This is a genomic window from Blastococcus sp. Marseille-P5729 (assembly GCF_900292035.1).
GTDB lineage: Bacteria > Actinomycetota > Actinomycetes > Mycobacteriales > Antricoccaceae > Cumulibacter.
Genome location: NZ_OMPO01000001.1, coordinates 578,853 through 601,540, shown reverse-complemented (window position 1 = coordinate 601,540; position 22,688 = coordinate 578,853). Strand labels below are relative to the sequence as shown.

Sequence of the window (22,688 nt, the reverse complement as noted above, 5' to 3'; positions counted from 1 at the left end):
GCGGGCTAGCGTTGCGGCTGCGCCCTGCCCAGCAACGCCGGGAAGGTGGCCATCACCTGCGAGAGCTCGGTGAGCGAGTCGCCGAACAGCGCCTGCGGACCGTCGCACAGCGCCTGCTCGGGGCTGGAGTGCACATCGACGATCAGACCGTCGGCGCCGGCACCCAGACCCGCCCGCGCCAGCGGGAGCACCAGGTCGCGGCGTCCGGCGGCGTGCGAGGGGTCGACGATCACCGGCAGATGGGTGAGGCCGTGCACCATCGGCACGGCGCTGACGTCGAGGGTGTTGCGCACCGACGGCTCGAAGGTACGGATGCCGCGCTCGCACAGCACGATGTTGAGGTTGCCGCGCTGCGCGATGTACTCCGCGGCCATGAACCACTCGTCGTAGGTCGAGGTCAAGCCGCGCTTGAGCAGCACCGGCTTGCCGGCCGCGCCGGCGGCCCGCAGCAGTGAGAAATTCTGCATGTTGCGGGTGCCGATCTGCAGCATGTCGGCGTGCTGGGCGACCACGTCGACGTCCGCCGCGTCGATCACCTCGGTGACGATCGGCATGCCGACCTCCTGCCCGACCTCCTGCAGGATCTTCAACCCGGCCACGCCCAGCCCCTGGAAGGCGTACGGCGAGGTGCGCGGCTTGTAGGCGCCGCCGCGCAGGATCGTGGCGCCCGCGGTCACGGCGAGCTTCGCCGAGGCGAGCGTCTGCTCCGGGGTCTCGACCGCGCACGGTCCTGCGATCAGGGTGACCGTGGCCGGGCCGATCGGGACGTCGCCGACCATCACGGTGGAGGTCTGCGCGTGGTTCTCCTTCGAGACCAGCTTGTACGGCGTGGTCACCCGAAGCACCTCATGCACCCCGGCGTGCTGGGTGAGGTCGCGCGCCTCGAGGGCCTCCAGGACTCCTGCATTGCCGACGACGCCGATGATCGTGCGGCTCACGCCCTTGGAGATGAACGCCTCGCCACCGGCCTCGCCGACGATCTGCTTGATCTCCTCGATGACGGCTTCGTCGGCGCCGGGCGCCAGCACGATGACCATGGGGTTCCTCTCGTCGGGCGGCTCAGACGACCGTGATCGTCACGGTCGAGCCGCGCTTGGCCTGGGTGCCGCCGGCGGGGGACTGGTCGGCGACCAGTCCCAGGGTAGTGAAGACGGTCTTGACCTCGACCTTGAACCCGGCCTCCTGGAGGGTGGCGGTCGCGTCGTCCGTCGTCGCGCCCTTCACGGACGGCACGGTGACCAGGTCCGGTCCCTTGGAGACGACGATCGTCACCGCCACGTTCGCACCCGGCTGGAGCTTGGTGCCGGCGGCGGGGTCGGTGCGCGCCACCGTCCCGGCGGTCTCGTCGGAGAACTCCTGGGTGGGGCTCACGGTGGGGCTGAACCCAGCGTCCATCAGCGCCTGCACGGCGGCGTCCGGGTCCGTGCCCGTGACGTCCGGGAGCGGGATCGGTTCGCGACCCTTGCTGACCGTCACGGTGAGCGTCTCGCCGGGCTTGAGCTCGGTTCCCGGGGGTGGCTGGAGCTGGGCCACCGACCCGGCCGGCACGGTCTCGCTGTAGGCCTCCGCGGACTCCACGACGATCCGGTCGCCGGCCAGCGCCTCGATGTCGGAGAGCACCTGCTCGGAGGGCTGGCCGACCCAGCCCTCGTCGATGACATACCGCTCCGGTCCCTTCGACAGGGTGATGCTGATCGTCGTGCCCCGGGTTACCCGCTCGCCCGGCTCGGGGGAGATCTCGATGGGGGAGTCCTTGGCGATGGTCTCGGAGAACTCTGGCGGGTCGAGCGAGACCGCGACCCCGGCGTCCTGCGCCATCCGTGAGATCTCCTCCTCCCCGCGCGCTTGACTGAAGTCCGGGACGTTGGTCCACCGGCCGTACTGCATCCACCAGAAGCCGGCCCCGACCAGCAGCCCGACGACGAGCAGCAGGCTCAGCGGCAGCAGCCAACGGCGACGGCCCCGGGCGCGGGCACGGATCGGCGTCGCGCCGCCGTCCTCCTCGGCGCCGGCCGCGGTGTCCTCGGAGAGCCGCTGGTCAAGCGCGAGCGGAGGCGTCCCCGGTGCCTCGGACGCCGAGCCGGCCCGGCTCTGTGGCCGGGTACCACTCACCCGCCCCGCCGCGTCCACGTGGGCGGTGAGCCCATGGTCGAGGTCGGGGTCGTCCTCCGGCCCAGCATCGATCGGTCTCGGCGGCTCCACCGGCGGCACGGCGACATCGCGCAGGTCGAGCTCGCCGCGTGCCTCGCGCACCATCCGCAGCATCTGCCCGGCGTCCGCCGGACGGGCGAGCTGATCGCGGGTGGTCGCGGCGATGACGAGGTCGTCGACCAGGCCGGGCACCTGCTGGTTGAGCTCGGACGGCGGCGGCACGTCGTCGTTGACGTGCCGGTAGGCCACGGATACGGCGTTGTCGCCCATGTACGGCGGCTGCCCGGTGAGCATCTCGTAGAGCATGATGCCGACCGCGTAGACGTCGCTGCGGGCGTCGGCGTACCCCTTGGTGACCTGCTCGGGAGACAGATAGGCGATCGTCCCGAAGACGGCGCCGGCCTTGCCGGACTGCGTCGTGTGGCTGCTCTCGGCAACGGCACGCGCGAGCCCGAAGTCCGCGATCAGCACCCGGCCCGCGCGGTCGATCAGGATGTTCTCGGGCTTGATGTCGCGATGCACCAGGCCCTCGGCGTGCGCGGCCGCCAGCCCAGTGAGCAACGGCTCGATGATCGCCAGCGCCTCGCCCGCCGTGAGGGTGTGCTGCTTGCGCAGCAGGTCGCGCAAGGTCCCCCCGCGGACCAGCTCCATCACGAGATAGACCGCCCCGTGGTGATCGTCGGTGCCCTGGTCGTGGACCGTGACGATATTGGGGTGCAAGATCCGTGCCGCCGCGCGCGCCTCGCGGGTGAACCGGGCGATGAAGGCGGGGTCGGCGGCCAGCTCGGCGTTCATCACCTTGATCGCGACCGGGCGGTCCAGTCGGTCGTCGTGCCCGACGTACACCTGGGACATGCCGCCGCTGGCGAGCCGGCGCTCGACCCGATAGCGACCATCGAGAAGCACGCCGACCATCTGATCAGGCGTGGTCGAGCTCACGAGGCCCGATTTTACGTCGCACCGGCGCAGATCCGCGGGATCGGCGGCCGCGTGGCGACCGCGGGAGAGCACGTGGCAGGGTTGAGGAGTGAGCAATCAGCACCGCCCCGCGCAAGCCACGCAATGGCTGACCATGTCTGAAGTCGCTGCCGAGCTGGGCGTCGACGTGCCCGCAGTCAAGTCGCTGCTCCGGGAGGGCGGCCTGCTCGCTGTCCCATCCAGCGCAGGGCCCCGCGTCCCGGCCGCGCTCATCGAGGACGGCGAGGTCTCCAAGTATCTCCGCGGCGTGATCACCCTGCTGCGGGACGGTGGCTATGACGACGCCGAGGCCGTCGACTGGCTGCTGCGCGAGGACGAGACGCTCGGCGGCACGCCGGCCTGGGCACTGCACCACCAGCTGCACCGAGAGGTCTCTCGGCGCGCACAGGCGCTGGCCTTCTGAGACTGCCGTGGGCCACTGGACCTACGTCGTCATCCTGCTCGGTACCTTCGCCGCGGCAGCCTGGCTGGAGGCCTGGCCCGGCGTGCGGGTACTGCGCTCCCCGCGGCGGCTGCTCCTGTCGCTGATCCCCGGGGTGGCCTTCCTCGCCTGGGACATCGTCGCCGCCGCTCGCGGCTGGTGGGCACTGAGCGAGGAGCTGACCATGGGGCCGCGCCTGTGGGGTCTCCCGGTGGAGGAGGTCGCGTTCTTCGTCGTCGTCCCGACCTGCGCGATGCTCGGGTACGAGGCGGTGCGCGTGACGCTCGAGCGGTGGCGCACCGGCGTGTGGCCGGGTGAGCGCTGATGCTGCCGTATACGACCGGTGCTGTGATAGCGATCCTCGCGGCGGTGCTGCTGGACCGCTACGCCACTGGGCAGCGGCTGGTCACGAGGCTGCACTTCTGGGTCGCGTACGCGATCATCCTGTTCTTCCAGCTGGTGATGAACGGACTGCTGACCGGCATCCCCATCGTCACCTACGACCCGTCGGTGCACCTGGGCGTTCGGGTGGCCAACGCGCCGGTCGAGGACATCGGGTTCGGCTTCGGGATGGTGCTCTCAGCACTGACCGTCTGGAGCCGGCTGGGTGCCCGGACGTAGCTAGTGGGCGCGGGCGGTGGCCGCGTCGACCATCTCGTCCAAGGCGCCCAGACCCTCGCGGTCGAGCGTTACGCGGGAGAGTGCTGCACGGGCCGCGGCAGAGTGCTCCTCGATCAGCGCCTCAACCTCTGCGGGGGCGCCGCTGTCGATCAGCAGATCGCGCAGCCGGTCGACCTGCGCGCTGTCGAGGTCCGGCCGGCCGAGGCCGTCGATGACATCTGCGGCGCGGTCGCCCAGCCGCTGGAGGGCGCGCGCGACGAGCACCGTGCGCTTGCCCTCCCTCAGGTCGTCCCCGGCGGGCTTGCCGGTGACGGTGGGATCGCCGAAGACGCCGAGCAGGTCGTCGCGAAGCTGGAACGCGATGCCCACGTGGTGGCCGAAGCTCGCGTACGCCGCGCGGATGTCCGGGCCGGCGTCCGCGATGGCCGCGCCGATGAGCATCGGGCGCGCCACGGTGTACGACGCCGACTTCAGCTCCGCGACCCGCAGCGCGGACTCCTCGGCCTGCTCCGGGGGCGCCGGCCGGGCCTGCTCGAGCACGTCGAGATACTGCCCCGACATCACCTCGATGCGCATCAGGTCCAGGTCGTGGCGGACCCGCAGGAGGGCCGCGTCGTCCAGACCCGCGGCCTGCACCAGGGCATCGGCCCAGATGAGAGCCAGGTCGCCGATCAGAATCGCCGTCGCCACCCCGTGCTTGGCGGCGTCGCCGGCATACCCTCCGCTGCGGTGCTGCTGCTCGAAGGCCCGGTGCACGCTCGGCCTGCCGCGGCGTGAGTCGGACTCGTCAATGATGTCGTCGTGCACGAGCGCTGCGGCCTGCACGAGCTCGAGTGAGCTGACGGCGCGCACCACGGCGTCGTCCTCCTGGTCCCCGGCGGCCGCGCGCCACCCGCAGTAGCCGAACAGCGGCCGGATGCGCTTTCCGCCCTGGCAGAACCCGACAAGAGCGTCCGCGACCGGAACCAGGTCGACGCCCAGCGCGGTGAGGTGGTCGGCGCGGTCGCGCAACCCCGCAGACAACGCGTCATCGATACGACGTCGGACGTCGGCGAGGTCGAGGGGTCGGGATGCTGCGGGGCTCACGATGAGCCAGTATTCCCTGTCACCAAGGCCCGGCGGGCGCGGGCTATCCTGGTCGGCATGCTCACCGACGCTCGACACCGCACCGTCCGCGACGCGTTGGCAGCCGGTCCCACCTTCTCCTTCGAGTTCTTCCCGCCGCGGGACGCGGCCTCGGAGATCCAGCTGTGGGAGGCGATTCGCGAGCTGGAGAAGCTACATCCGTCGTTCGTGTCCGTCACCTACGGGGCGGGTGGGTCGACCCGAGAGGGGACCGTCCGCATCACCGACCGGATCGCCGCCCAGACGACCCTGCTGCCGTTGGCGCACCTGACCGCCGTCGACCACTCGGTGAGCGAACTGCGTGCTCTGCTGGGCAACTTCGCGGCGGGCGGGGTCCGCGACATCCTCGCGGTACGCGGCGACCCGCCCGGTGACCCCGAAGGGGAGTGGATCAAGCATCCCGATGGCATCGAGTACGCCCACGAGCTCGTCTCGCTGATCAAGGAGATGGGCGAGTTCACCGTCGGCGTGGCGGCCTTCCCGCACAAGCATCCCCGCTCGCGTGACATCGAGACCGACGCGCGGCGGTTCGTGGAGAAGGTGCGCGCGGGCGCGGACTTCGCCATTACCCAGCTGTTCTTCGAGGCCGAGGACTACCTGCGCCTGCGGGACCGGATCGCCGCGCTCGGCTGCGACGTCCCGATCATCCCCGGCGTGATGCCGGTGTTGTCGATGGGCACCATCGAGCGCGCGCCGAAGCTGTCCGGGGCGCCCTTCCCGGCTGCGCTGGCGGCCCAGTTCGAACGCGTCGCCCACGACCGGGCGGCGGTGCGGGCACTGGGGATCGACGGCGCGACGAAGATGTGCGCGCGGCTGCTCGAGGAGGGCGCTCCCGGGCTGCACTTCATCACGATGAACCGTTCGAAGGCCACCCGCGAGATCTACGCCAACCTGCGCTCTGGCTGACGTCGACGTGCACCGCCGGACCTCGCTGTGCAGTTCTGCCGACAGGTACTCGGCGCACCGTCGTTGGCGGCCGCCGCTGAGCGGATAACCGGGCCGGCGAGGCTAGCCCTCATACTTCTTGCGCGGCTCGTCCAGGATCCGCCCCAGCGTCGACCACTCGTTCTTGCCGAGACGAGCCAGCGGCGCGAGGTCGAGAGCCCGAGGGTGCGGACGGCGTTCGCGGCTGAGGTCCACCTTCGACACGTCGAGGGCGAAGCACAGCACCTCACCCCACACGACGGTGCAGTTGCCGACCGGGACGGTGCGCACGAGCCGGCACTCCATCGAGACCGGCGACCCGGCGACCCGCGGCGGGCCGACGTACCGGCTCGCCTCGCGCTCGATGCCCAGCTCGTCGAACTCGCTCATCCCCGGCGGGTAGTTGGTGGCGGAGTCGTTGATGGCGTGGAACATGTCCTCGGGCGCGAGGTTCACCACGAACTCTCCGGTGGCCTCGACGTTGTTGAGGGTGTCCTTGCGGCCCACCGAGGTGAACTGCACGATCGGCGGGTCGGCGGAGGCGACGGTGAAGAACGAGTGCGGCGCGAGGTTGTCGACGCCGTCGGCCGAGCGCGAGCTCACCCACGCGATCGGGCGAGGGATGATCGTCGCCGTCATCAGGTGGTAGGACCCGTTGGTGTCCAGGTCGTCGGGTCGAAACTCGCTGCGCTGCATTGCTGCCATGCCTCGATCGTAAGGCTCAGGCGGGCAGCCGGCGGCGGCCGAGTCGCCGGTCGGCCAGCACGGCCCTGGCGGCGCTGCGTCCGCTCGCGCCGAAGACGCCGCCACCGGGGTGGGTGGACGCGCCGGTCAGGTAGAGCCCGGGCGCGCCTGCCACCCGGTAGGACGAGTCGACGGCGGTCGGGCGCAGGCTGAACATCTGGTCGAGAGTCATCTCCAGGTGCATGACGTTGCCGCGGTGCATCCCAATCTCGGTCTCGATGTCGACCGGCGTCTGGACGTGCGTGTGCACGATGGACGCGCGAAAGCCGGGGGCGTGCCGCTCGACGACGTCGATCAGCTTCTTGGCCTCCCGGGCGCCGATCGTCTCCCACGACTCATCGGACAGCGCGTAGGCATGCCACTGCCCCCAGACGGTCACCGTGTGGATGCCGTCGGGCGCCAGGGACGGGTCGTCGACCGTCGGGCACATCACCAGCGCGGCAGGGTTCGACGGTGCGCGGCCGGCCAGGAACTCGCCGTAGCAGCGGCGGAGCTCGACCCGGTCGTCACACAGCAGCGCCATCGAGCGATGCGCCAGGCCATCGTCATCCCCGGCGTACCGCGGGGGAGCGGTCGTCGCCAGCCGCAGCACCATCCCGATCCCGTTCCCGGGCCGCGCGGTCGCCTGCAGCCGCTCGGCTGCCGGGGGACAGGTCTGGGCGATCAGCTGCGCCGTCGTCCACACGTGGATTCCGCTGACGACCTGGGCGGAGCGTACGGCTCGACCAGAGCCCAGGGTGACCCGGAGCCGGCCGGCGTCCGGCTCCACTGAGACTGCCGGGTCCCCGGTGCTCAGCGTGCCCCCGTGCGCGGCCAGCGCCCGAGCCATCGCCTGCGTGAGCTCGCCCGAGCCGCCGACCGGCCGACCGGGCGGGCACACGTGCAGCATGGCGAGCCAACCGAGCAGGTCGGCGGTCGCCGGCTCGTGGGACGGCGGCCCGGACTGCGCCGCCATCCAGGCCAGGGCCGACCGCAGGCGCTCGTCCTCGAAGTAGTGCTCCAGGATCGCGTCGGCCGAGCCGAGCAGCTCCCGCACCATGCCGCGCACCCGACCTCGGGACAGTCGCGCGAGCGAGGCCATCGCCGTGCCCAGCCGAGGCAACGTCGGGGCCTGCTGGAAGAAGTCGAACACGACCCGGTTGCGCGGCAGCCACTCCGCGACGAACCTGCGGTAGGCCGCGGCGTCCCGGGGCCCGCAGGCCCGCTCGATCGAGGCGCAGGTGCGGTCGACGTCCGTCCAGAAGCTGATCGCCGCCGCCTCGCCGCGCGCCGGCACGAACCCCCACGGGTCCATGTCCACATAGCGCAGCCCGTGGCGGGCCAGCTCGAGCTCGTCGACGATGCCGGTGTGCCGGATCATGATGTGCGCGCTCGAACCGCGGTCCATGCGGATGCCCGGGAAGCGCTCGACGGTCGACACCGCGCCTCCGACGACGGTGTCCCGCTCGATCACCTCGACGTCCAGCCCGGCGCGGGCCAGGTAGCAGGCTGCGACCAGCGCGTTGTGGCCCGACCCGATCACCACAACGTCGCGCTCAGTCATCACGTACCGCCTTCGCCAGGATCTCGAACGGGCGTGGGTCGCCACGGAAGTGGAAGGAGCTCGCCACCGATCGGTAGCCCTCTGCCGCGTAGAGGCGGGCGGCCTTCGTTAGCCCGCTGGGGGTCGACAGGATGATGACGCGGGCCGGCTGGCTGCCCGTGATCGCGCGCAGCAGCGCTCGCCCGAGCCCGTGGCCTTGGGCGTGGGGCGAGACGTGGATCTCGCAGAGCTCGAAGGCGTCCGCGAGCCAGTCGCGCGAGCGGTCCGAGGCGGGCAGCTCGAGGGCGCGGGCGACCTCGTCGGCCCACCACTGACCGGGTTGCGCCCGGTACCCATAGGCGAAGCCGACCAGCCGCCCACGGCCGTCGAAGGCGCCGAAGGCCAGCAGCGAAGGGTATGCCAGCTGGGAGGTCGCCAGCCGGATCCGAGGTTCGATGTAGCTGTCCGGGTACCCCATGGCCTCAGCGAAGATCCGGAAGGCCACCGGGAAGAGCCGCTGGAACTCCGTGATGCTCAGCTGGCGGATCTCGGGTCCCCGGTTGCGCCGAGCCCAGCCGATCACGCGCCGACGTCCGCCGGCGTACCCCCGGTGACCCGGACGAGCTCTTCGAAGGAGGTCGGGAAGACGGTGTGCGCGTGACCGGCTGCGGCCCAGATCCCCTCGTGGCGGGCCAGCCATTCGTCGACGAGGGTGCGGCCCGGCGCCGGGTGTCCCACCGGCGCCCCCCCGCCGATTGCCTGGCCGGTGTGCTGCTTGACGAAGGCGGCGCCGGCACGCTCGATCCTGCGATGGCCGGTGAGGGCCGCCACCTTGCCGAGGTCGACCCGATGCGCGCCTGAGGTCATCACCAGCAGCGGCTCGCCCTCGGCGTCGAAGACCAGGCTGTTGGCGATCTGCCCCACCTCGATGCCGAGCTGTGCCGCGGCGAGCGCCGCAGTCTTGGCTGACTCGTCGAAGTAGGTGATCTCGGGTCGGACGCCGTGCTGCCCGAGGGCGGCGCGGACCCGGGACACCGCGGGGTGGTCGGCGAGCGAGTGCGGCGTGGGGACGGGCATAGGGCTATCTTTGCTGATCGCGGCGAGTTGGCGAGAGAGGGGCCCGGGGTGAGCCATGGCGACGGCGTTCCCGCGACCGAGCGCACCCCGCTTCCTCGGGAGGTCTGGATCCTCGCGTCGGTGGCCTTCTGTGTAGCGATCGGCTATGGCATCGTCGCGCCGGCGATCCCCGTCTTCGCGCGCGATTTCGGGGTGACCCGCACCCTCGCCGCGCTGGTCATCAGCATGTTCGCGCTCGCGCGGCTCACCACCGCCTTCGGGGGCGGCAAACTCGTGGACCGGTTCGGCGCCCGGCCGGTACTCGGCGCGGGCCTGGTCATCGTGGCGGTCTCCAGCGCACTGGCAGGTGCCTCGCAGAGCTACTGGCAGCTGCTGAGCCTGCGCGGCGCCGGAGGGATCGGCTCGGCGATGTTCACGATCGCCTCGGCATCCGTGCTCGCGGCCCGCGTCCCGTCGCAGATCCGGGGCCGCGCGATGAGCATCTATCAGGGCGGCTTCCTGCTGGGGGGCATGGCCGGCCCCGCGATCGGCGGTCCGATGGCCGAGATCAGTTCCCGGCTGCCGTTCTTCTTCTATGCCGGGACGCTCGCCGTCGCAGCGGCCATCACCTTCTCCACCCTCGGCGGCCGCCGCCGGATCAAGGACGCATCGGGAGCCTCCGATGAGCCGGATCAGATCCTGGACGAGGGAGCCCGCGAGGCGCTGCGCGACCGCCTGTTCCGAGCGGCCACTGTCGCGAACTTCTCGGCGATGTGGTCCTACGCGGTGCGCACCGCCGCCATCCCGCTGTTCGTCACCGAGGTTCTGATGCGCGGCGAGTCGATGACCGGCTACGGCTTGGCGGTCTTCGCGGCCGCCAATGGCCTGATGCTCGGTCCCGCGGGCAGGCTGTCGGACCAGTGGGGACGACGCCCGGCGATGATCGTCGGGGCCGCGCTGACCGCTCTCGGGCTCGGGCTGCTGGCCCTGCAGTCCAGCCTGTGGCTGTTCTTCGTCTCGATGGTGATCGGCGGCGTCGGCGCCTCGATGCAGGTGGTCGGACCGGCTGCCGTGGCGGGGGACGTCGCGAAGGGACGCCGGGGATCGGTGCTGGCGACCTATCAGATCGCGGGCGACGTCGGCGTCGTCCTGGGGCCGATCGCCGTCAACTTCGTCGTCGACCACTACGGCTACCAGTGGGCCTTCGCGCTGTCCTCGCTCATCGCGGCGTCGGCGGCGGCCTTCGCGATCAGCTCCCGCGACCGGGCGCCGCGGGCCGCCGCGCGGTGATCTGTCGGACCTCCCTGCCACCATCGGATTGACAGCACCAGACCTCGAACGTATGTTCGAATCAATGGGCAGGCTACGGGAGGCTGAGATGAGCATCGCGGATGAGACCGGCTCCGGTGAGCTGTTGGCGCAGGCCTGGCGGGCGATCGCCGAGGCCCAGGCCACCGAGCACGCCGAGCAGCGGTTCGAACGGGCGAGCGTGGCCGCGGTGCGCGCGGCGTCCGCAGTGCTGGCCGGCTGCCCCGACCGGGTCCGGGGCGCACGGGCCCAGTCGGTGTGGACGCTCGTGGCCCGGTGTGCGCCCGAGCTGCGCGAGTGGGCGGACTTCTTCGCAGCGACCACCCGGGCGTGCGTGCGGCTGCGCAGCCAGGGCGATGCGACCGGTGGGATCACCCAGCGGCTGGCCGACGACCTGCTGCGCGACGCCGACCGGTTCACCCACGAGGTGCGCGGGCTGCTGCTGCGCCGTCGCACCAGGCGCCTCGCGCGCGCGGCCAGCGAATAAGGGATGATCGAAGGCGACCGTCGTCCACGCAGACCAGGAGCCTCGATGTCCGCACCGACCAGCGCACTGCCCAACGACGACGCCGTCCTCGCCACGCTGCGCGAGGCCGTCGGGGATCGCGCGGTGCGGGTGCTCGACCTCGGTGGCGGCACCGGCGGGTATGCCGTGCCGTTGGCCTGTCACGGGCACACCGTTGAGGTCCTCGACCACAGCAATGATGCGCTGGCCACGCTCGCCCGCCGGGCGCAGGCTGAGGGCGTCGGCGATCGGGTGGCCGGCCGGGTGGCCGATCTGGACCATCTCGCAGAGTCGATCCGCGAACGTTCGGCGGACCTGGTGCTGTGCCACCGCGTGCTCGAGTTCGTGGACTCACCCGTCCAGACCCTGCGTGCAGCAGCCAGCACGTTGGCCGACGGCGGCATGCTGAGCGTGGTCGCCGCCAACCGTGCCGGGGCGGCGCTGAGCCGAGTGATCGCCGGGCGTTTCGACGAGGCGGAGGCGGCCCTGGACGGCGCGCACACCGCCCAGACCGGTCACCGGTTCGATGCCGCCGAGCTCACGGGCATGCTGCAGGAGGCCGGGCTCGCCGTCCGGCGGCTGCGCGGCGTCGGACTGATCGGCGAGCTGAACCCGTCCGAGGCGGGCACGGCCGCCGCACGGGCTCTTGGCGAGCGGCTTGCCGCCGACCCGGTGCTCGCGCAGGTGGCCCCGCTGCTGCACCTGATCGCCGTCCGAGATGAGCATGGGGCGTAGCGCAGACCAGGAGCGCATCGGGCCGGTCGACCAGCGGGACGTCGACGACACCGGCTGTCATTTCCTGCACGTCGACATGGACTCCTTCTTCGTCAGCGTCGAGGTGCGCGCCAACCCCGCGCTGCGCGGGCGACCGGTCGTGGTCGGCGGCGCCGGCGGCTGGGGGGTCGTCGCCTCCGCGAGCTACGAGGCGCGCGCGTATGGCGTGCGCAGCGCGATGCCGATGGCCAAAGCGCTGCGGCTGTGCCCGAACGCCGTCGTCGTCGCGGCGCGGCACGAAGACTACGGTGCGGCGTCCGCCGATGTCATGGCGATCCTGCGCGACATCACCCCGCTGGTGCAGCCGCTGTCGCTGGACGAGGCCTTTCTGGACGTATCGGGTGCGGTGCGGTTGCTGGGCGGGCCCCGCGCGATCGCCCGGCAGATCCGCCGCCGGATCTCCGACGAGCTGCAGCTGACCTGCTCGGTAGGGGTGGCGGCCCGGATGTTCGTGGCCAAGATCGCCAGCACCAGGTGCAAGCCGGACGGCATGCTCGTCGTCCCCGAGGCGCAGACCGTCGAGTTCCTGCGGCCCCTGCCGGTGTCGGCGCTGTGGGGCATCGGCCCGAAGGCGACCGCGCGGCTTGAGGGGCTCGGGCTGTTCACCGTCGGGGACGTCGCCGACGCCCGCCGGCAGACCCTGGTCAGCAACCTGGGCAGGGCGCAGGCCGATCACCTGGTCGCCCTGGCGTCGGGGCACGACCCGCGCCGAGTCGCGCCCGAACGGGTCGACAAGTCGCTGAGCGCCGAGCACACTTACTTCCACACCCTCTCCGGGCACGCGCAGGTCGAGTCCGAGCTGGCGCGGCTCGCGCACAAGGTGGCCCGGCGGCTGCGGGCCAAGCAACTCCAGTCGCGGACGATCGGACTGAAGCTCCGGGCCGCCGACTTTGCGACCTACACCCGCGATGTCACCATCGACCGGCCCACGGACCTGGCGCAGGAGATCCACGCACGGGTCGTGGAGCTATGGCGGGGCGCGGAGCGGGGGGGGCTGGCTGGCCGGTCGATCCGGCTACTCGGTGTGCGTGCGGGCGGGCTGGTCGAGGCCGGCAGCGTGCCGGTGCAGCTCAGCCTCGAGGACGCCGCCCCCGAGCCTGGCCGCACGCCGCGCTGGCACGAGGCCGAGCGCGCGCTCGATGCGGTCGTCGCCCGGTTCGGCGGAGGCGCGCTGAAACCCGCATCGACCCTCCGGCGTCCGGACCCGCCACGGTCGGCGGAGGAGAATTCGGGTCCGGGTTCCTAACTTCCTAGAACGCTCGTATCCTAGTTATCTAGCGGTTGCCACGCCGCGACCGACCACCCACGAGGAGATGCCGTGCCACTCTCCGAGCATGAGCAGCGCGTACTCGAGCAGATCGAGCGATCGCTGTACGAAGAGGACCCGAAGTTCCGCGCGACCGTCAAGAAGACCACGCGGCCCCGGGCCAACCTGGGCAGCCTCCGGCTGGCCATCGTGCTGGGCGTCGTCGGGCTGGCGGTGCTGGTCGGCGGCGTCTGGCTGCAGAACGTGATCGTCGGCGTCCTCGGCTTCCTCATCATGCTCGCCGGCGGCACCATGGGGGTGCGCGCCACGCAGAACGGCGCCAAGCCGGGCACGCGCGGCAAGCAGGGCAAGCAGGGCAAGGGCTCCAAGCGCAGCGGCCAGCGCGGAAGCAGTCGCGGCCGCGCCAACGGAGGCGTGGCCGACAAGGCGCAGGAGCGGCTGCGGCGCCGGTTCGAGGGTGAGCAGTAGCGCCCCGCACCCGCTGACGACGCTGTGAATCAGCCCGGCCTGCTGGCCGGGCTGATTTCTGTCGTGGGCTGGTCAGTCCCGCGAACGAGACGTCAGTCGCGCGAGCCGAACGGCCGCCGGATGAACGCCGGGAGCGCCAGGGCGCGCCACCACCGCGAACGGCCGACCCGCGCCCGAACCTCCTGGCGGACCGAACGAAGTGGGGCGTCCACTGCCGGCAGGTCCTCGTCCGCGCCGTACCGAGCGCGCTCGGCCTGCTGGGCGAGAGCCTGCAGGTCCTCGCCGCGGACGCCGAGGTCCGCCGCCCACCGCCGGGCCTGCGCAGTCTCGCTCGCCGTCCGGGAGTGTCGGCTGCCGAGGTCGCCGGCCAGCTCGCGGACCTCGTCCCAGGCCGACAGCGCGCCGCCCCGGCCGCCGGCTGTTGCGGCGGCCAACCGGGAGCGCCAGCGTCCGGCTCGGACCAGGCCGGGCAGCGCCACGACCGCGGCGGCTAGGACGCCGACCAGCACCCACCGCAGGATGTCCCACGCCCGGCCCTGGTCCTCCGCGGCGGCCTGGTCTTCGGCTGCCGCCGGTGTCTCGCTAGAGGCGGGGTCCTCGGCCGCCGGCCCCTCGGTGGTCGGGGGCGCCTGCTCGGCGGACGCCTGCTCGGCAGACGCCTGTTCGGCGGACGGGTCGATCTGGTCGCTCGGCACGTACGGCAACGGCACCGCGCGGTCGCCGATCGGGGTCGGGTCGAACTGGATCCAGCCCGCCTCGCCGAAGTAGGCCTCGACCCACGCGTGCGCCTCGTCGGTGGTCACCTGGTAGGTCTGCTCGTCGATCGACTCACCCTGCGTGTACCCGACCACCACACGGGCCGGGACGCCGGAGATCCGGAACATCGCGGCCATCGCGGAGGCGTACTGCTCACAGAAGCCCTGGCGCTTGTCGAGAAAGCTGGCGAGCGGGTCCATCTGGCCCGGGTCGGGCACCTCCAGGGTGTACACCCAGCCCTGCGCGGGGTCGTTGAAGAACGCATCGAGGGCGATGGCCACCTCCCACGGCGTGCTCGCGCCGGCGGTGACCTGCTCGGTAAGGCTCAGCACCCCGGGATCCACATCAACCGGGACCTGCCGGTTGCGTTCCACCGAGCGCGGCAGCCCGCCGTCGGGCAGCGTGACCGTCGCGAGCTCGTCGGAGGTCGGCCGCGGCACCGCGGCGGTCACCTCGTAGCTCTGGCCGGCCAGGTCGCCCTTCTCGTCGGTGTAGGCGACCGCCATCCCCGGGTCGTACTGCGCACCGGGCAGGCTCACCGAGGTCGGTGCGTAGAAGGTGGGCACGAATACGTCGCTGTACTGGTCGACGGTGATCGTCGAGGTCGAGGAGGCGGAGGCGGCGGGTCCGGCGTCCTGCGGGATGCTGGCGGGGTCGATGTCGGAGCTGCGGGTGTTGGTGAAGCTCCAGCCACCTTCGGCCCAGCGCTCCAGCACGATCGCCCGCAGGTAGAACGGGGCCGGGTCGTCGGTCTGCACCGTGAACAGCGTCAACGGCTCGTCGCGAGTCAGCTGCCCGCTCAGGTCCGTGGTGCGGGCCACCGTCTCGTTCGGGCTGCGGTCGGTGTTGCCCGACACCGCGAACACGCCCCCGTCCGGCAGTCGAACGACGACGGTGGCGGCCGCGGCCACCACGGTGGCGAGCGCGGCCAGCGACGCGCTGACCGCGAGACCGCCCAGACCGGACCGAAGGCCGCGCCGGGGATGCTCGTCGCGCTCGGTGATCCACAGCAGCAGGAGGAAGGCGAGCACCGGGACGATCACCAGCCACATCGAGATCGGGTGGCGGACGATCGCCGAGCAGATCGCGAACAGCGTCAGCAGTGGGATGCCGGCCAGGGCCGGTCGTCCGGTGACCGCCGAGTCGTCGACCAGCACCGCGACCGGCGCTACCAGCAGCGCCAGCAGCGCCGCGGTTCCTTCCGTCGGCGGGATCGGGGCGACCTGGGTCCGGGCGGTGGTCGCCCCCTCGCCGAGCAGGCTGACCAGTTGCCCGAAGGATCCGCCCGACGGGATGAAGCCGGCGATCATGGTGGGCTGGGTGGTCAGTAGCAGCAGGGCGTAGAGACCGACCACGAGCTGCAGCATGCTCACGTATGCCTGTGCCAGTCCCAGCGTGCGCAGCACGATACCGGTGGCGACGATGATCAGGACCACGATAGAGCTCGTGGTTAGCCACGAGTGGTCGGAGAACACCGGCCCAATGGTGGCGAGGGTGGCGACCGTGGCGACGCCTGCGACCAGGGGCGCGAGGTAGTGGGTGAGCGCGGAGCGCTGCTCGCTCATACCGCCGCCTCCGTACGGGGCGGGCTCGCGAGCATGTCCGCGACCGAGGCCGCGCCGCCGACGTAGCTGATCTGGGGCTGGTGCACCGGGGTGCGGCCCGGGGCAGCGATCGCGATGATCCTCGTGGCCCCGGCGTTCCCCCGTTCTGGGGGTGCGGTCGTGATCAGCAGGACCGGCCCCTGGCTGGAGGGCAGCTGCGGCTCGCGATCCCCGCCGGTCGTCGACGCGAGCGCGAAGAAGCGCAGCAGCGATCCGGTGTCCCACGAGCGGCCGGTCGGGTGCCGCTCGCCGTCCGAGTCGATCAGCCGGAGGTTCCACCCCGCGCGCAACAGCGCCATGCCCAGGGAGGCCGCGACCTCGAGGGTGGTCTCGAATGACCCGCCCCGATGCAGCCGTGCGCGGGACTCGAAGGCGATCACCGCGGTGCGGTCGGCCTCCGGCTCGTCCAGGCGCGCCATGAGCCGTCCGACGCGGGCGGTGGAGCGCCAGTGAATCCGGCGCAGACCGTCCTCCGGGCGGTGCTCGCGCAGCCCGACGTCCGGCTCCCCGTCCATGCCGCCTTCCAGCGCCGGCTCGTCATACAACGGCATCGACCCGCTGATCCGCAGCCACGCGGGGTGGACGTCGTACCACCGCGGCAGCCCGAGGACGGTCGCGTGATGGTCGGCGACCACGCGAGTGGTGACCAGACCCAGGGGGTCGCGCAGCGTCACCTCCAGCGGGCCGGCCACGTGGGCGCCGCGCGCGGTGGGCTGGGTGCGGAAGGTCAGCGTGATGCCGTCGCGGGCGCGGTCACCGACTACTGCCAGATGCCCGGCGCGCGCGAGGTGTGTGCTGGTCCGGTCGTGGCACACCACGGTGCCCGGCAGCAGCGCCCGGCGGATACGCGTGGCCACCCGCAGCGTCACGGGTGAGCCGATGGTGGCCTCGGCGGGGTGCGGGCTCTGTACGGCGTCCACCTGGGTCGGCAGCAGGCGGGCGATCAGCCAGGTGCCGAGGCAGACCAGCAGGATGATGATCGCCACCCGGAGCAGGTCGGTCTCGCCCAGCGCGAACGATCCGAGGCCGGCCGCGATCGCCGCGGCCAGGATGCTGCTGCCGCGCGTGGTGAACGTGACCTTCGTGCGGCCCGGAGCCGGTGAGTGCTCAGCGCGGGATGGCAACGGTCTGGATCGCCTCGTTGATGACATCGCTGGCCGCGTGCCGGGTGCGCAGGTCGTGCCCACCCATCAGCAACCGGTGTGACCACACGACCGGAGCGAGCCGCTGGACGTCGTCGGGTGTGCCGTAGTCGCGACCGGACAGCACCGCCTGCGCCTTCGCCGCCCGGAGCAGCTGCAGCCCGGCGCGCGGCGAGGCGCCCAGCCGTACGGCCGCGTGCTCGCGAGTGAAGCGGGCCAGCGCCACGACGTACTGTCGGATCGGCTCGGCGACGTGAGTCTGCCGCACGGCGGTGATCATCGCGGCGACCTCGTCGGAGGAGCAGACCGGCTGCAGGCTCTCGAGCGGGTCGCGCTGGCCGTGCTGGTCGAGCATCTCGACCTCGGACTGCTCGTCCGGGTAGCCCATCTCGACCTGGGCCATGAACCGGTCGCGCTGGGCCTCCGGGAGGCTGAAGGTGCCTTCCATCTCGACTGGGTTCTGGGTCGCGATCACCATGAACGGCCGCGGCAGGTCACGGGTCTGCCCGTCGACGGTGACCTGCCGCTCCTCCATCGCCTCGAGCAGGGCGGACTGCGTCTTCGGGGTGGCGCGGTTGATCTCGTCGCCGATTACGACGTTGCCGAACAAGGGGCCGGGCGTGAACTCGAATGCGCCCTGACGCTGGTCGTAGATGGACACGCCGGTCAGGTCGCTGGGCAGCAGGTCCGGGGTGAACTGCACTCGGTGCACAGTGCCATCGATCGCGGCCGCGAGGGCCCGCGCCAGCTTCGTCTTCCCGACGCCGGGGACGTCCTCGATCAGCAGGTGCCCGTCGCACAGGAGGCACACGATGGCGGTACGGACGACATCCCGCTTGCCGGAGATGACCTTCTCGACCTCGGTGGCGATCGCGAGCGCGGCCGAGCGGACCTCGTCGTAGGTCGGCTCGAACTCCTCGGCGCGGCGGCGCGAACGGCGCGTCGGCGGGCTGTGAACGCTCACGATTCCTCCGGCTCCTCGGGGCAACGGGCCCCTTTTCGAGGGTAGTAGCGAGCCACCGCCGTCGCTGGCGGCGACGGGGGAGAAGGTCCCCACTTTGACCCCACTTCTCCCCAACCCGCCCCCCATCGACACCGATGGCCGGGGAACCCGCAGGTCACGAGGCCATTTTGCGGCGTGCGGCAGGCACGTGAGATCTGTCGCGTCGTGGTCGGAACCAGCCGATCGGGCCGAGAAATGGGTCAGAAAGGGTGACTCGTGGTGAGTAGTGGGGTAAAGTGGGGAGCGTCGGTAGGGCAGCGGAAGGGGACGCCGGATGTTCTTCGGTGACTTCTATCCGCGGATGGACGACAAGGGTCGTCTGGCGCTGCCGGCGAAGTTCCGCGACAAGCTCAGCGACGGCATGGTGATCACGAAGGGGCAGGACCGCTGCCTGTTCGTGTATCCGCGTTCGGAGTTCGAGCGAATCGCCGCCCGTCTGAACAAGGCCCCCTCGACCAACTCCACCGTTCGCAACTACGCCCGAGCGCTCTTCGGCTCGGCCGATGACCAGTCGGCCGACAAGCAGGGGCGCATCGTGATCAAGCCAGCGCTGCGCGAGTACGCCGGACTGGGTCGCGAGTGCGCGGTCGTCGGCGTGAACGACAAGGTCGAGATCTGGGACGCCGAGGCGTGGCGACGGTTCAGCGAGGAGCAGGAGCAAGGCTTCGTCGACTTCTCCGAGGACCTGGTCCTCCCGGAGTAGGCCGACCGGACGTGCCGTACGGCGCGGCCTCCGCCCGGCTCGTCGCCCTGGCGCACCTTCCCCGGTGCCAGGTCGGCGCTCGGGAGGGGACCGGGCCGTACGGCGCAACGACAACCAGTGCCAGCGCGTGAACGAGACACCGGACGGGGAGGGGTGCGATGAATGCCGTAGCCCAGCACACCCCGGTCCTGCTGGAGCGCACCCTCGAGCTGCTCGGCCCCGCGCTGCAGGACGACGGCGCGGTGTACCTCGACGGCACGCTCGGTCACGGAGGGCATGCGGAGGCAGTGCTGAAGGCCTTTCCTGCAGCCCGCCTGGTGGGCATCGACCGCGACCAGACGGCGCTCGCGCTGTCCCGGGAGCGGTTGGCGCGCCATGCCGACCGGATCGAGCTGGTGCACGCGGTGTACGACGAGATCCCCGAGGTGCTCTCACGGCTGCAGCTGCCGTCCGTGCAGGCGATCCTGCTCGATCTCGGCGTGTCCTCGATGCAGCTCGACCAGGCCGAGCGCGGATTCTCCTACATGCAGGACGCCCCGCTGGACATGCGGATGGACCGCAGCCGCGGGATCACCGCACAGGACGTCGTCGACACCTACAGCGAGCCCGAGCTGCGCCGGATCCTCGCCGAGTACGGCGAGGAGCGGATGGCCGGCCGGATCGCCGCCGCGATCGTCCGCGAGCGCGAAGGCTTGCGCACGACCGCCCAGCTGGCGGCGCTCGTCGAGCGCGCGATCCCGGCCGCGGTGCGGCGCCGCAGCACCGGGCACCCGGCCAAACGCACCTTCCAGGCGCTGCGTATCGAGGTCAACGACGAGCTGGCCACCTTGCGTCGCGCGGTGGTGTCGGCGCTGGAGTCGCTCGCGGTCGGTGGCCGGATGGTGGTGCTGGCCTACCACTCGCTCGAGGACCGCATCGTCAAGCAGGCCATCGCCCGGCTGGCGACCGATCACACGCCGATCGAGCTACCCGTGTCGCTGGAGTCCCAGCGCCCCCAGCTAAGGCTGCTGGTACGCGGTGCCGAGAAGGCCTCCGCCGCCGAGCAGCAGACCAACTCACGCAGCGCCTCGGTGCGGCTGCGTGCCGTGGAACGAGTACGGGAGGCCGCGTGAGCACGACCTTCGCCGCACCGGCGCGCAAGAAGACCCCGGTCACGACGCCCGCGCGGCGGCCCGAACGGCCGCGGCGCAGCTATACGCAGCAGCGCCGCGCAGCCCGCCGTGCGGCCGCCGATCGGAGCCTGCGGGCCCGGCTGGTCAAGGGCCGCAGCCTCGTCGATCTCGCCGTCGGCGTCCGCGAGGGCGGCTCCCGATGGCCTTTTGCGATCGTGTTCGCGTTGATTGCCGGGGTTTCGGTGGTCGCGCTGCTTATCCTCAACACGGCAACTGCACAGACGTCGTTCACCGAGCGCCAGCTCAGCCAGGAGCTCGCCGAGCTCACCTTGGCCGAGCAGCAGCTGCAGCAGCAGGTCGCAGCGAAGCAGGCGCCCAGCGCGCTGGCCCAGAAGGCCGTCGAGCTGGGGATGCAGCCGGGTGCCAATCCCGGCAACCTGGTCATCAACGCGGACGGGACGGTGACCTGGGTCGAGCCGAAGCCGCGCCTGGTGCCGCCGCCCGCTCCCGCAGCGGATCCGGAGAACCCGGCCGCGCAGCAGACCCCGGCGGACGACGCCGCGCAGCAGGCCCCGGCGGACGACGCCGCGCAGCAGCCACCCGCCGACCAGCCCGCGCCGGCGCCGGAGCAGCCGGCGCCGCAGGACGCCGTCCCCGCACCCACGACCGCCCAGCCCGAGACGACCGGAGAGTAATGACCCAGCGCACCCGCCAGACGTCTCGCCCCCGCGGCGCTGCGGTGCCCCGGCGACGCCAGCGGTTCTCGCTGGGCAACCCGGACAAACGGATGACCGGCGCACTGGCGGTGATGGTCGCGGTCATGCTGGTCATCGGGGGACGGCTCCTGCAGCTGCAGGGGGTCGACGCCGCCGCCTACGCCAGCAGCGCGGAATCGGCGCGCCTGAAGCAGAAGGTCATCACCGCCCAGCGCGGCGCGATCACCGATGCGCACGGGACCAAACTCGCCTACAGCATCGAGACCCGGACCCTGTTCGCCGACCCGGTCATGGTGCCGCGCGCCGACCGCCCGGCCATCGCCGAGCTGATCAGCGGCGAGCTCGATCTCGCGTACGCCGACGTCCTCGCCGCACTGTCGGCCAAGGGCCGCTACTCGGTCATCGCCCGTCACGTCGACCCGCTGGTCGCAGAGCAGATCCGCGCGAGCGCGATCAACGACCACCAGGTCGCCGGCATCGGAGTGGAGCGCACCCAGAAGCGCGTGTACCCGGCCGGCTCGACGGCCGGGCAGATCGTGGGCTTCACCAACAGTGACAACGAGGGCCTGGCCGGCATCGAGCAGTACCTGGACGCCACGCTCGCCGGCAAGGACGGCAAGCAGGTGTACGAGGCCAGCCCCGACGGCTCGGTCATCCCGGCAGGCATTCACGAGGAGATCCCCGCGACCCCCGGTTCGACCATCGAGCTGACCCTTGACGCTGACATCCAGTACCTCGTGGAGCAGTCCGTCGCCGCCTACCAGGCCAGCAACCCCGGCGCCTCCGCGGTGTCGGTCGTCGCCCTCGATGCCACCTCCGGCCAGGTGGTCGCCATGTACGGCAGCCCGGGCTATGACCCGGCCAAGCCGGGCGAGTCCGACGGCGACGACCTGGGCAACCCGGTGGTCTCCAGCGTCCTCGAGCCCGGCTCGATCAACAAGGTGACCACCATGGGCCCGGCGCTGGACCAGGGCCTCATCACCCCCAGCACCGTCCTCGACGTGCCGGGCTCCATCCCGGTCGCGGATGTCGTCGTGCACGACGCGTGGGCGCACGGCAACGTCGACTTCACGGCCACCGGCATCCTCGCGAAGTCCTCCAATGTCGGGACCCTCATGATCAACGAGGAGCTCGAGGACGACTACTTCTACGAGATGCTGCAGAAGTTCGGCATCGGCCAGAAGACCGGGATCGAGCTGCCCGCCGAGTCCCGCGGCATCCTGGCGCCGCGCGAGAAGTGGTCCGGCAGCCAGGTCGGCAACGTGCCGATCGGCCAGGGCGTCTCGCTGACTCCGCTGCAGATGGCCACGATGTACCAGGCGATCGCCAACGACGGCGTCCGCATCCCCCCGCGCATCGTGAAGTCCATCGTCGGCCCGGACGGGGAGCAGATCCCCGGCGCCCCCGCGAAGCCGGTCGAGGTGATCAGCGCCAAGGCCGCTGAGCAGCTGCGCGGTATGCTCGAGGCGGTAACCGGTGACGGCGGGACCGGCAAGGCGGCGAAGATCCCGGGCTACCGGGTGGGTGGCAAGACCGGCACCGGCCAGCGCGCCAACCCGGACTGCAACTGCTACGCCGGCGGCGGCTACTACCACACCTTCGTCGGCATGGCGCCCATCGAGGACCCCGAGTACGTCGTGGCGATCGCCATCACCGACCCCACCGCGTCGGTCGGTGGCGGAGCAGCCCCGCTGTTCGCGACCGTGATGGGGCAGGTCCTGCAGTCTCGCGCCGTCCCGCCGTCGGTAGACGCCTCGCCCGAGTACACCCTCGTCGCCGGCCAGTAGA

At 71.6% G+C, this 22,688-nt stretch carries 23 protein-coding genes; 13 read left to right on the top strand and 10 right to left on the bottom strand.

What is annotated here, in order from left to right; translation table 11 throughout:
* Positions 1-5: 5 nt before the first annotated feature.
* Both aroF and DAA40_RS02890 read right to left on the bottom strand, forming a co-directional pair.
* A complete protein-coding gene (gene aroF, locus DAA40_RS02895; protein ID WP_106848210.1) occupies positions 6-1,037 on the bottom strand; it encodes a 3-deoxy-7-phosphoheptulonate synthase in 1,032 nt (343 codons plus the stop codon).
* A gap of 22 nt (positions 1,038-1,059) precedes the next feature.
* Positions 1,060-3,090 (bottom strand): Stk1 family PASTA domain-containing Ser/Thr kinase, encoded by a 2,031-nt coding sequence (locus DAA40_RS02890; RefSeq protein ID WP_106848209.1) that lies wholly within the window; start codon positions 3,088-3,090, stop codon positions 1,060-1,062.
* 88 nt (positions 3,091-3,178) lie between these two features.
* Between DAA40_RS02890 and DAA40_RS02885 the strand changes: the two genes are divergently transcribed.
* From DAA40_RS02885 to DAA40_RS02875, 3 genes are read left to right on the top strand one after another with little or no spacing between them, the layout of a single operon-like run.
* Positions 3,179-3,532, top strand: coding sequence for an Rv2175c family DNA-binding protein (locus DAA40_RS02885; protein ID WP_370430630.1), 354 nt, complete (start codon positions 3,179-3,181; stop codon positions 3,530-3,532).
* A 7-nt stretch (positions 3,533-3,539) separates the two neighbouring features.
* Positions 3,540-3,875: a lycopene cyclase domain-containing protein gene (locus DAA40_RS02880; protein WP_106848208.1), complete on the top strand. Its 336-nt coding sequence runs from the start codon at positions 3,540-3,542 to the stop codon at positions 3,873-3,875.
* A gap of 23 nt (positions 3,876-3,898) precedes the next feature.
* Entirely contained in the window at positions 3,899-4,171 is a 273-nt protein-coding gene (locus tag DAA40_RS02875) for a lycopene cyclase domain-containing protein (protein WP_199849475.1), read from the top strand.
* Here DAA40_RS02875 and DAA40_RS02870 read toward each other — a convergent pair whose 3' ends face one another.
* On the bottom strand, positions 4,172-5,257 hold the full coding sequence (locus DAA40_RS02870; protein WP_199849474.1) for a polyprenyl synthetase family protein: 1,086 nt from the start codon (positions 5,255-5,257) through the stop codon (positions 4,172-4,174). It abuts the gene before it with no gap.
* A 57-nt stretch (positions 5,258-5,314) separates the two neighbouring features.
* On the opposite strand from DAA40_RS02870, the gene metF reads away from it, so the two are divergent.
* Entirely contained in the window at positions 5,315-6,202 is an 888-nt protein-coding gene (gene metF / locus DAA40_RS02865; RefSeq protein WP_106848207.1) for a methylenetetrahydrofolate reductase [NAD(P)H], read from the top strand.
* A gap of 102 nt (positions 6,203-6,304) precedes the next feature.
* Here metF and DAA40_RS02860 read toward each other — a convergent pair whose 3' ends face one another.
* Genes DAA40_RS02860 through DAA40_RS02845 form a run of 4 tightly spaced genes read right to left on the bottom strand, consistent with a single transcriptional unit; the run spans position 6,305 to position 9,563 of the window.
* Complete coding sequence (locus tag DAA40_RS02860; protein WP_234356215.1) at positions 6,305-6,925, bottom strand: flavin reductase family protein; 621 nt, start codon at positions 6,923-6,925, stop codon at positions 6,305-6,307.
* A gap of 16 nt (positions 6,926-6,941) precedes the next feature.
* The gene (locus DAA40_RS02855) at positions 6,942-8,507 is read right to left on the bottom strand and encodes an NAD(P)/FAD-dependent oxidoreductase (RefSeq protein WP_106848205.1); all 1,566 of its coding nucleotides are present in this window, start codon (positions 8,505-8,507) and stop codon (positions 6,942-6,944) included.
* Positions 8,500-9,069: a GNAT family N-acetyltransferase gene (locus DAA40_RS02850; protein ID WP_106848204.1), complete on the bottom strand. Its 570-nt coding sequence runs from the start codon at positions 9,067-9,069 to the stop codon at positions 8,500-8,502. Before DAA40_RS02850 ends, DAA40_RS02855 begins: the two co-directional genes overlap by 8 nt.
* Complete coding sequence (locus tag DAA40_RS02845) at positions 9,066-9,563, bottom strand: YbaK/EbsC family protein (RefSeq protein WP_106849222.1); 498 nt, start codon at positions 9,561-9,563, stop codon at positions 9,066-9,068. Before DAA40_RS02845 ends, DAA40_RS02850 begins: the two co-directional genes overlap by 4 nt.
* Positions 9,564-9,611: 48 nt before the next feature.
* On the opposite strand from DAA40_RS02845, the gene DAA40_RS02840 reads away from it, so the two are divergent.
* The 5 genes from DAA40_RS02840 to DAA40_RS02820 all read left to right on the top strand — a co-directional run bounded on the left by DAA40_RS02840 (position 9,612) and on the right by DAA40_RS02820 (position 13,864).
* The gene (locus DAA40_RS02840) at positions 9,612-10,832 is read left to right on the top strand and encodes an MFS transporter (RefSeq protein WP_158716193.1); all 1,221 of its coding nucleotides are present in this window, start codon (positions 9,612-9,614) and stop codon (positions 10,830-10,832) included.
* A gap of 88 nt (positions 10,833-10,920) precedes the next feature.
* The gene (locus tag DAA40_RS02835; protein WP_106848202.1) at positions 10,921-11,337 is read left to right on the top strand and encodes an SAV_6107 family HEPN domain-containing protein; all 417 of its coding nucleotides are present in this window, start codon (positions 10,921-10,923) and stop codon (positions 11,335-11,337) included.
* Between the two features lie 45 nt (positions 11,338-11,382).
* Positions 11,383-12,090 (top strand): bifunctional 2-polyprenyl-6-hydroxyphenol methylase/3-demethylubiquinol 3-O-methyltransferase UbiG, encoded by a 708-nt coding sequence (locus tag DAA40_RS02830; RefSeq protein WP_158716192.1) that lies wholly within the window; start codon positions 11,383-11,385, stop codon positions 12,088-12,090.
* The gene (gene dinB / locus DAA40_RS02825; protein ID WP_106848200.1) at positions 12,080-13,375 is read left to right on the top strand and encodes a DNA polymerase IV; all 1,296 of its coding nucleotides are present in this window, start codon (positions 12,080-12,082) and stop codon (positions 13,373-13,375) included. Before DAA40_RS02830 ends, dinB begins: the two co-directional genes overlap by 11 nt.
* 72 nt (positions 13,376-13,447) lie before the next feature.
* Positions 13,448-13,864, top strand: coding sequence for a DUF3040 domain-containing protein (locus DAA40_RS02820; protein ID WP_106848199.1), 417 nt, complete (start codon positions 13,448-13,450; stop codon positions 13,862-13,864).
* A 92-nt stretch (positions 13,865-13,956) separates the two neighbouring features.
* Here DAA40_RS02820 and DAA40_RS02815 read toward each other — a convergent pair whose 3' ends face one another.
* From DAA40_RS02815 to DAA40_RS02805, 3 genes are read right to left on the bottom strand one after another with little or no spacing between them, the layout of a single operon-like run.
* On the bottom strand, positions 13,957-16,185 hold the full coding sequence (locus DAA40_RS02815; protein WP_106848198.1) for a DUF3488 and transglutaminase-like domain-containing protein: 2,229 nt from the start codon (positions 16,183-16,185) through the stop codon (positions 13,957-13,959).
* Complete coding sequence (locus DAA40_RS02810; protein WP_106848197.1) at positions 16,182-17,348, bottom strand: DUF58 domain-containing protein; 1,167 nt, start codon at positions 17,346-17,348, stop codon at positions 16,182-16,184. The genes DAA40_RS02815 and DAA40_RS02810 overlap by 4 nt, the downstream gene beginning before the upstream one ends.
* The gene (locus DAA40_RS02805) at positions 17,332-18,330 is read right to left on the bottom strand and encodes a MoxR family ATPase (protein ID WP_234356214.1); all 999 of its coding nucleotides are present in this window, start codon (positions 18,328-18,330) and stop codon (positions 17,332-17,334) included. Before DAA40_RS02805 ends, DAA40_RS02810 begins: the two co-directional genes overlap by 17 nt.
* Before the next feature lie 313 nt (positions 18,331-18,643).
* Here DAA40_RS02805 and mraZ point away from each other — a divergent pair, with 313 nt between their 5' ends.
* The 4 genes from mraZ to DAA40_RS02785 all read left to right on the top strand — a co-directional run bounded on the left by mraZ (position 18,644) and on the right by DAA40_RS02785 (position 22,687).
* The gene (gene mraZ, locus DAA40_RS02800) at positions 18,644-19,072 is read left to right on the top strand and encodes a division/cell wall cluster transcriptional repressor MraZ (RefSeq protein WP_106848195.1); all 429 of its coding nucleotides are present in this window, start codon (positions 18,644-18,646) and stop codon (positions 19,070-19,072) included.
* Between the two features lie 158 nt (positions 19,073-19,230).
* On the top strand, positions 19,231-20,184 hold the full coding sequence (gene rsmH, locus DAA40_RS02795) for a 16S rRNA (cytosine(1402)-N(4))-methyltransferase RsmH (protein WP_106848194.1): 954 nt from the start codon (positions 19,231-19,233) through the stop codon (positions 20,182-20,184).
* The gene (locus tag DAA40_RS02790; RefSeq protein WP_106848193.1) at positions 20,181-20,879 is read left to right on the top strand and encodes a hypothetical protein; all 699 of its coding nucleotides are present in this window, start codon (positions 20,181-20,183) and stop codon (positions 20,877-20,879) included. The genes rsmH and DAA40_RS02790 overlap by 4 nt, the downstream gene beginning before the upstream one ends.
* Positions 20,879-22,687 (top strand): penicillin-binding protein 2, encoded by a 1,809-nt coding sequence (locus DAA40_RS02785; RefSeq protein WP_106848192.1) that lies wholly within the window; start codon positions 20,879-20,881, stop codon positions 22,685-22,687. The genes DAA40_RS02790 and DAA40_RS02785 overlap by 1 nt, the downstream gene beginning before the upstream one ends.
* The last annotated feature ends 1 nt before the right edge of the window (position 22,688 follow it).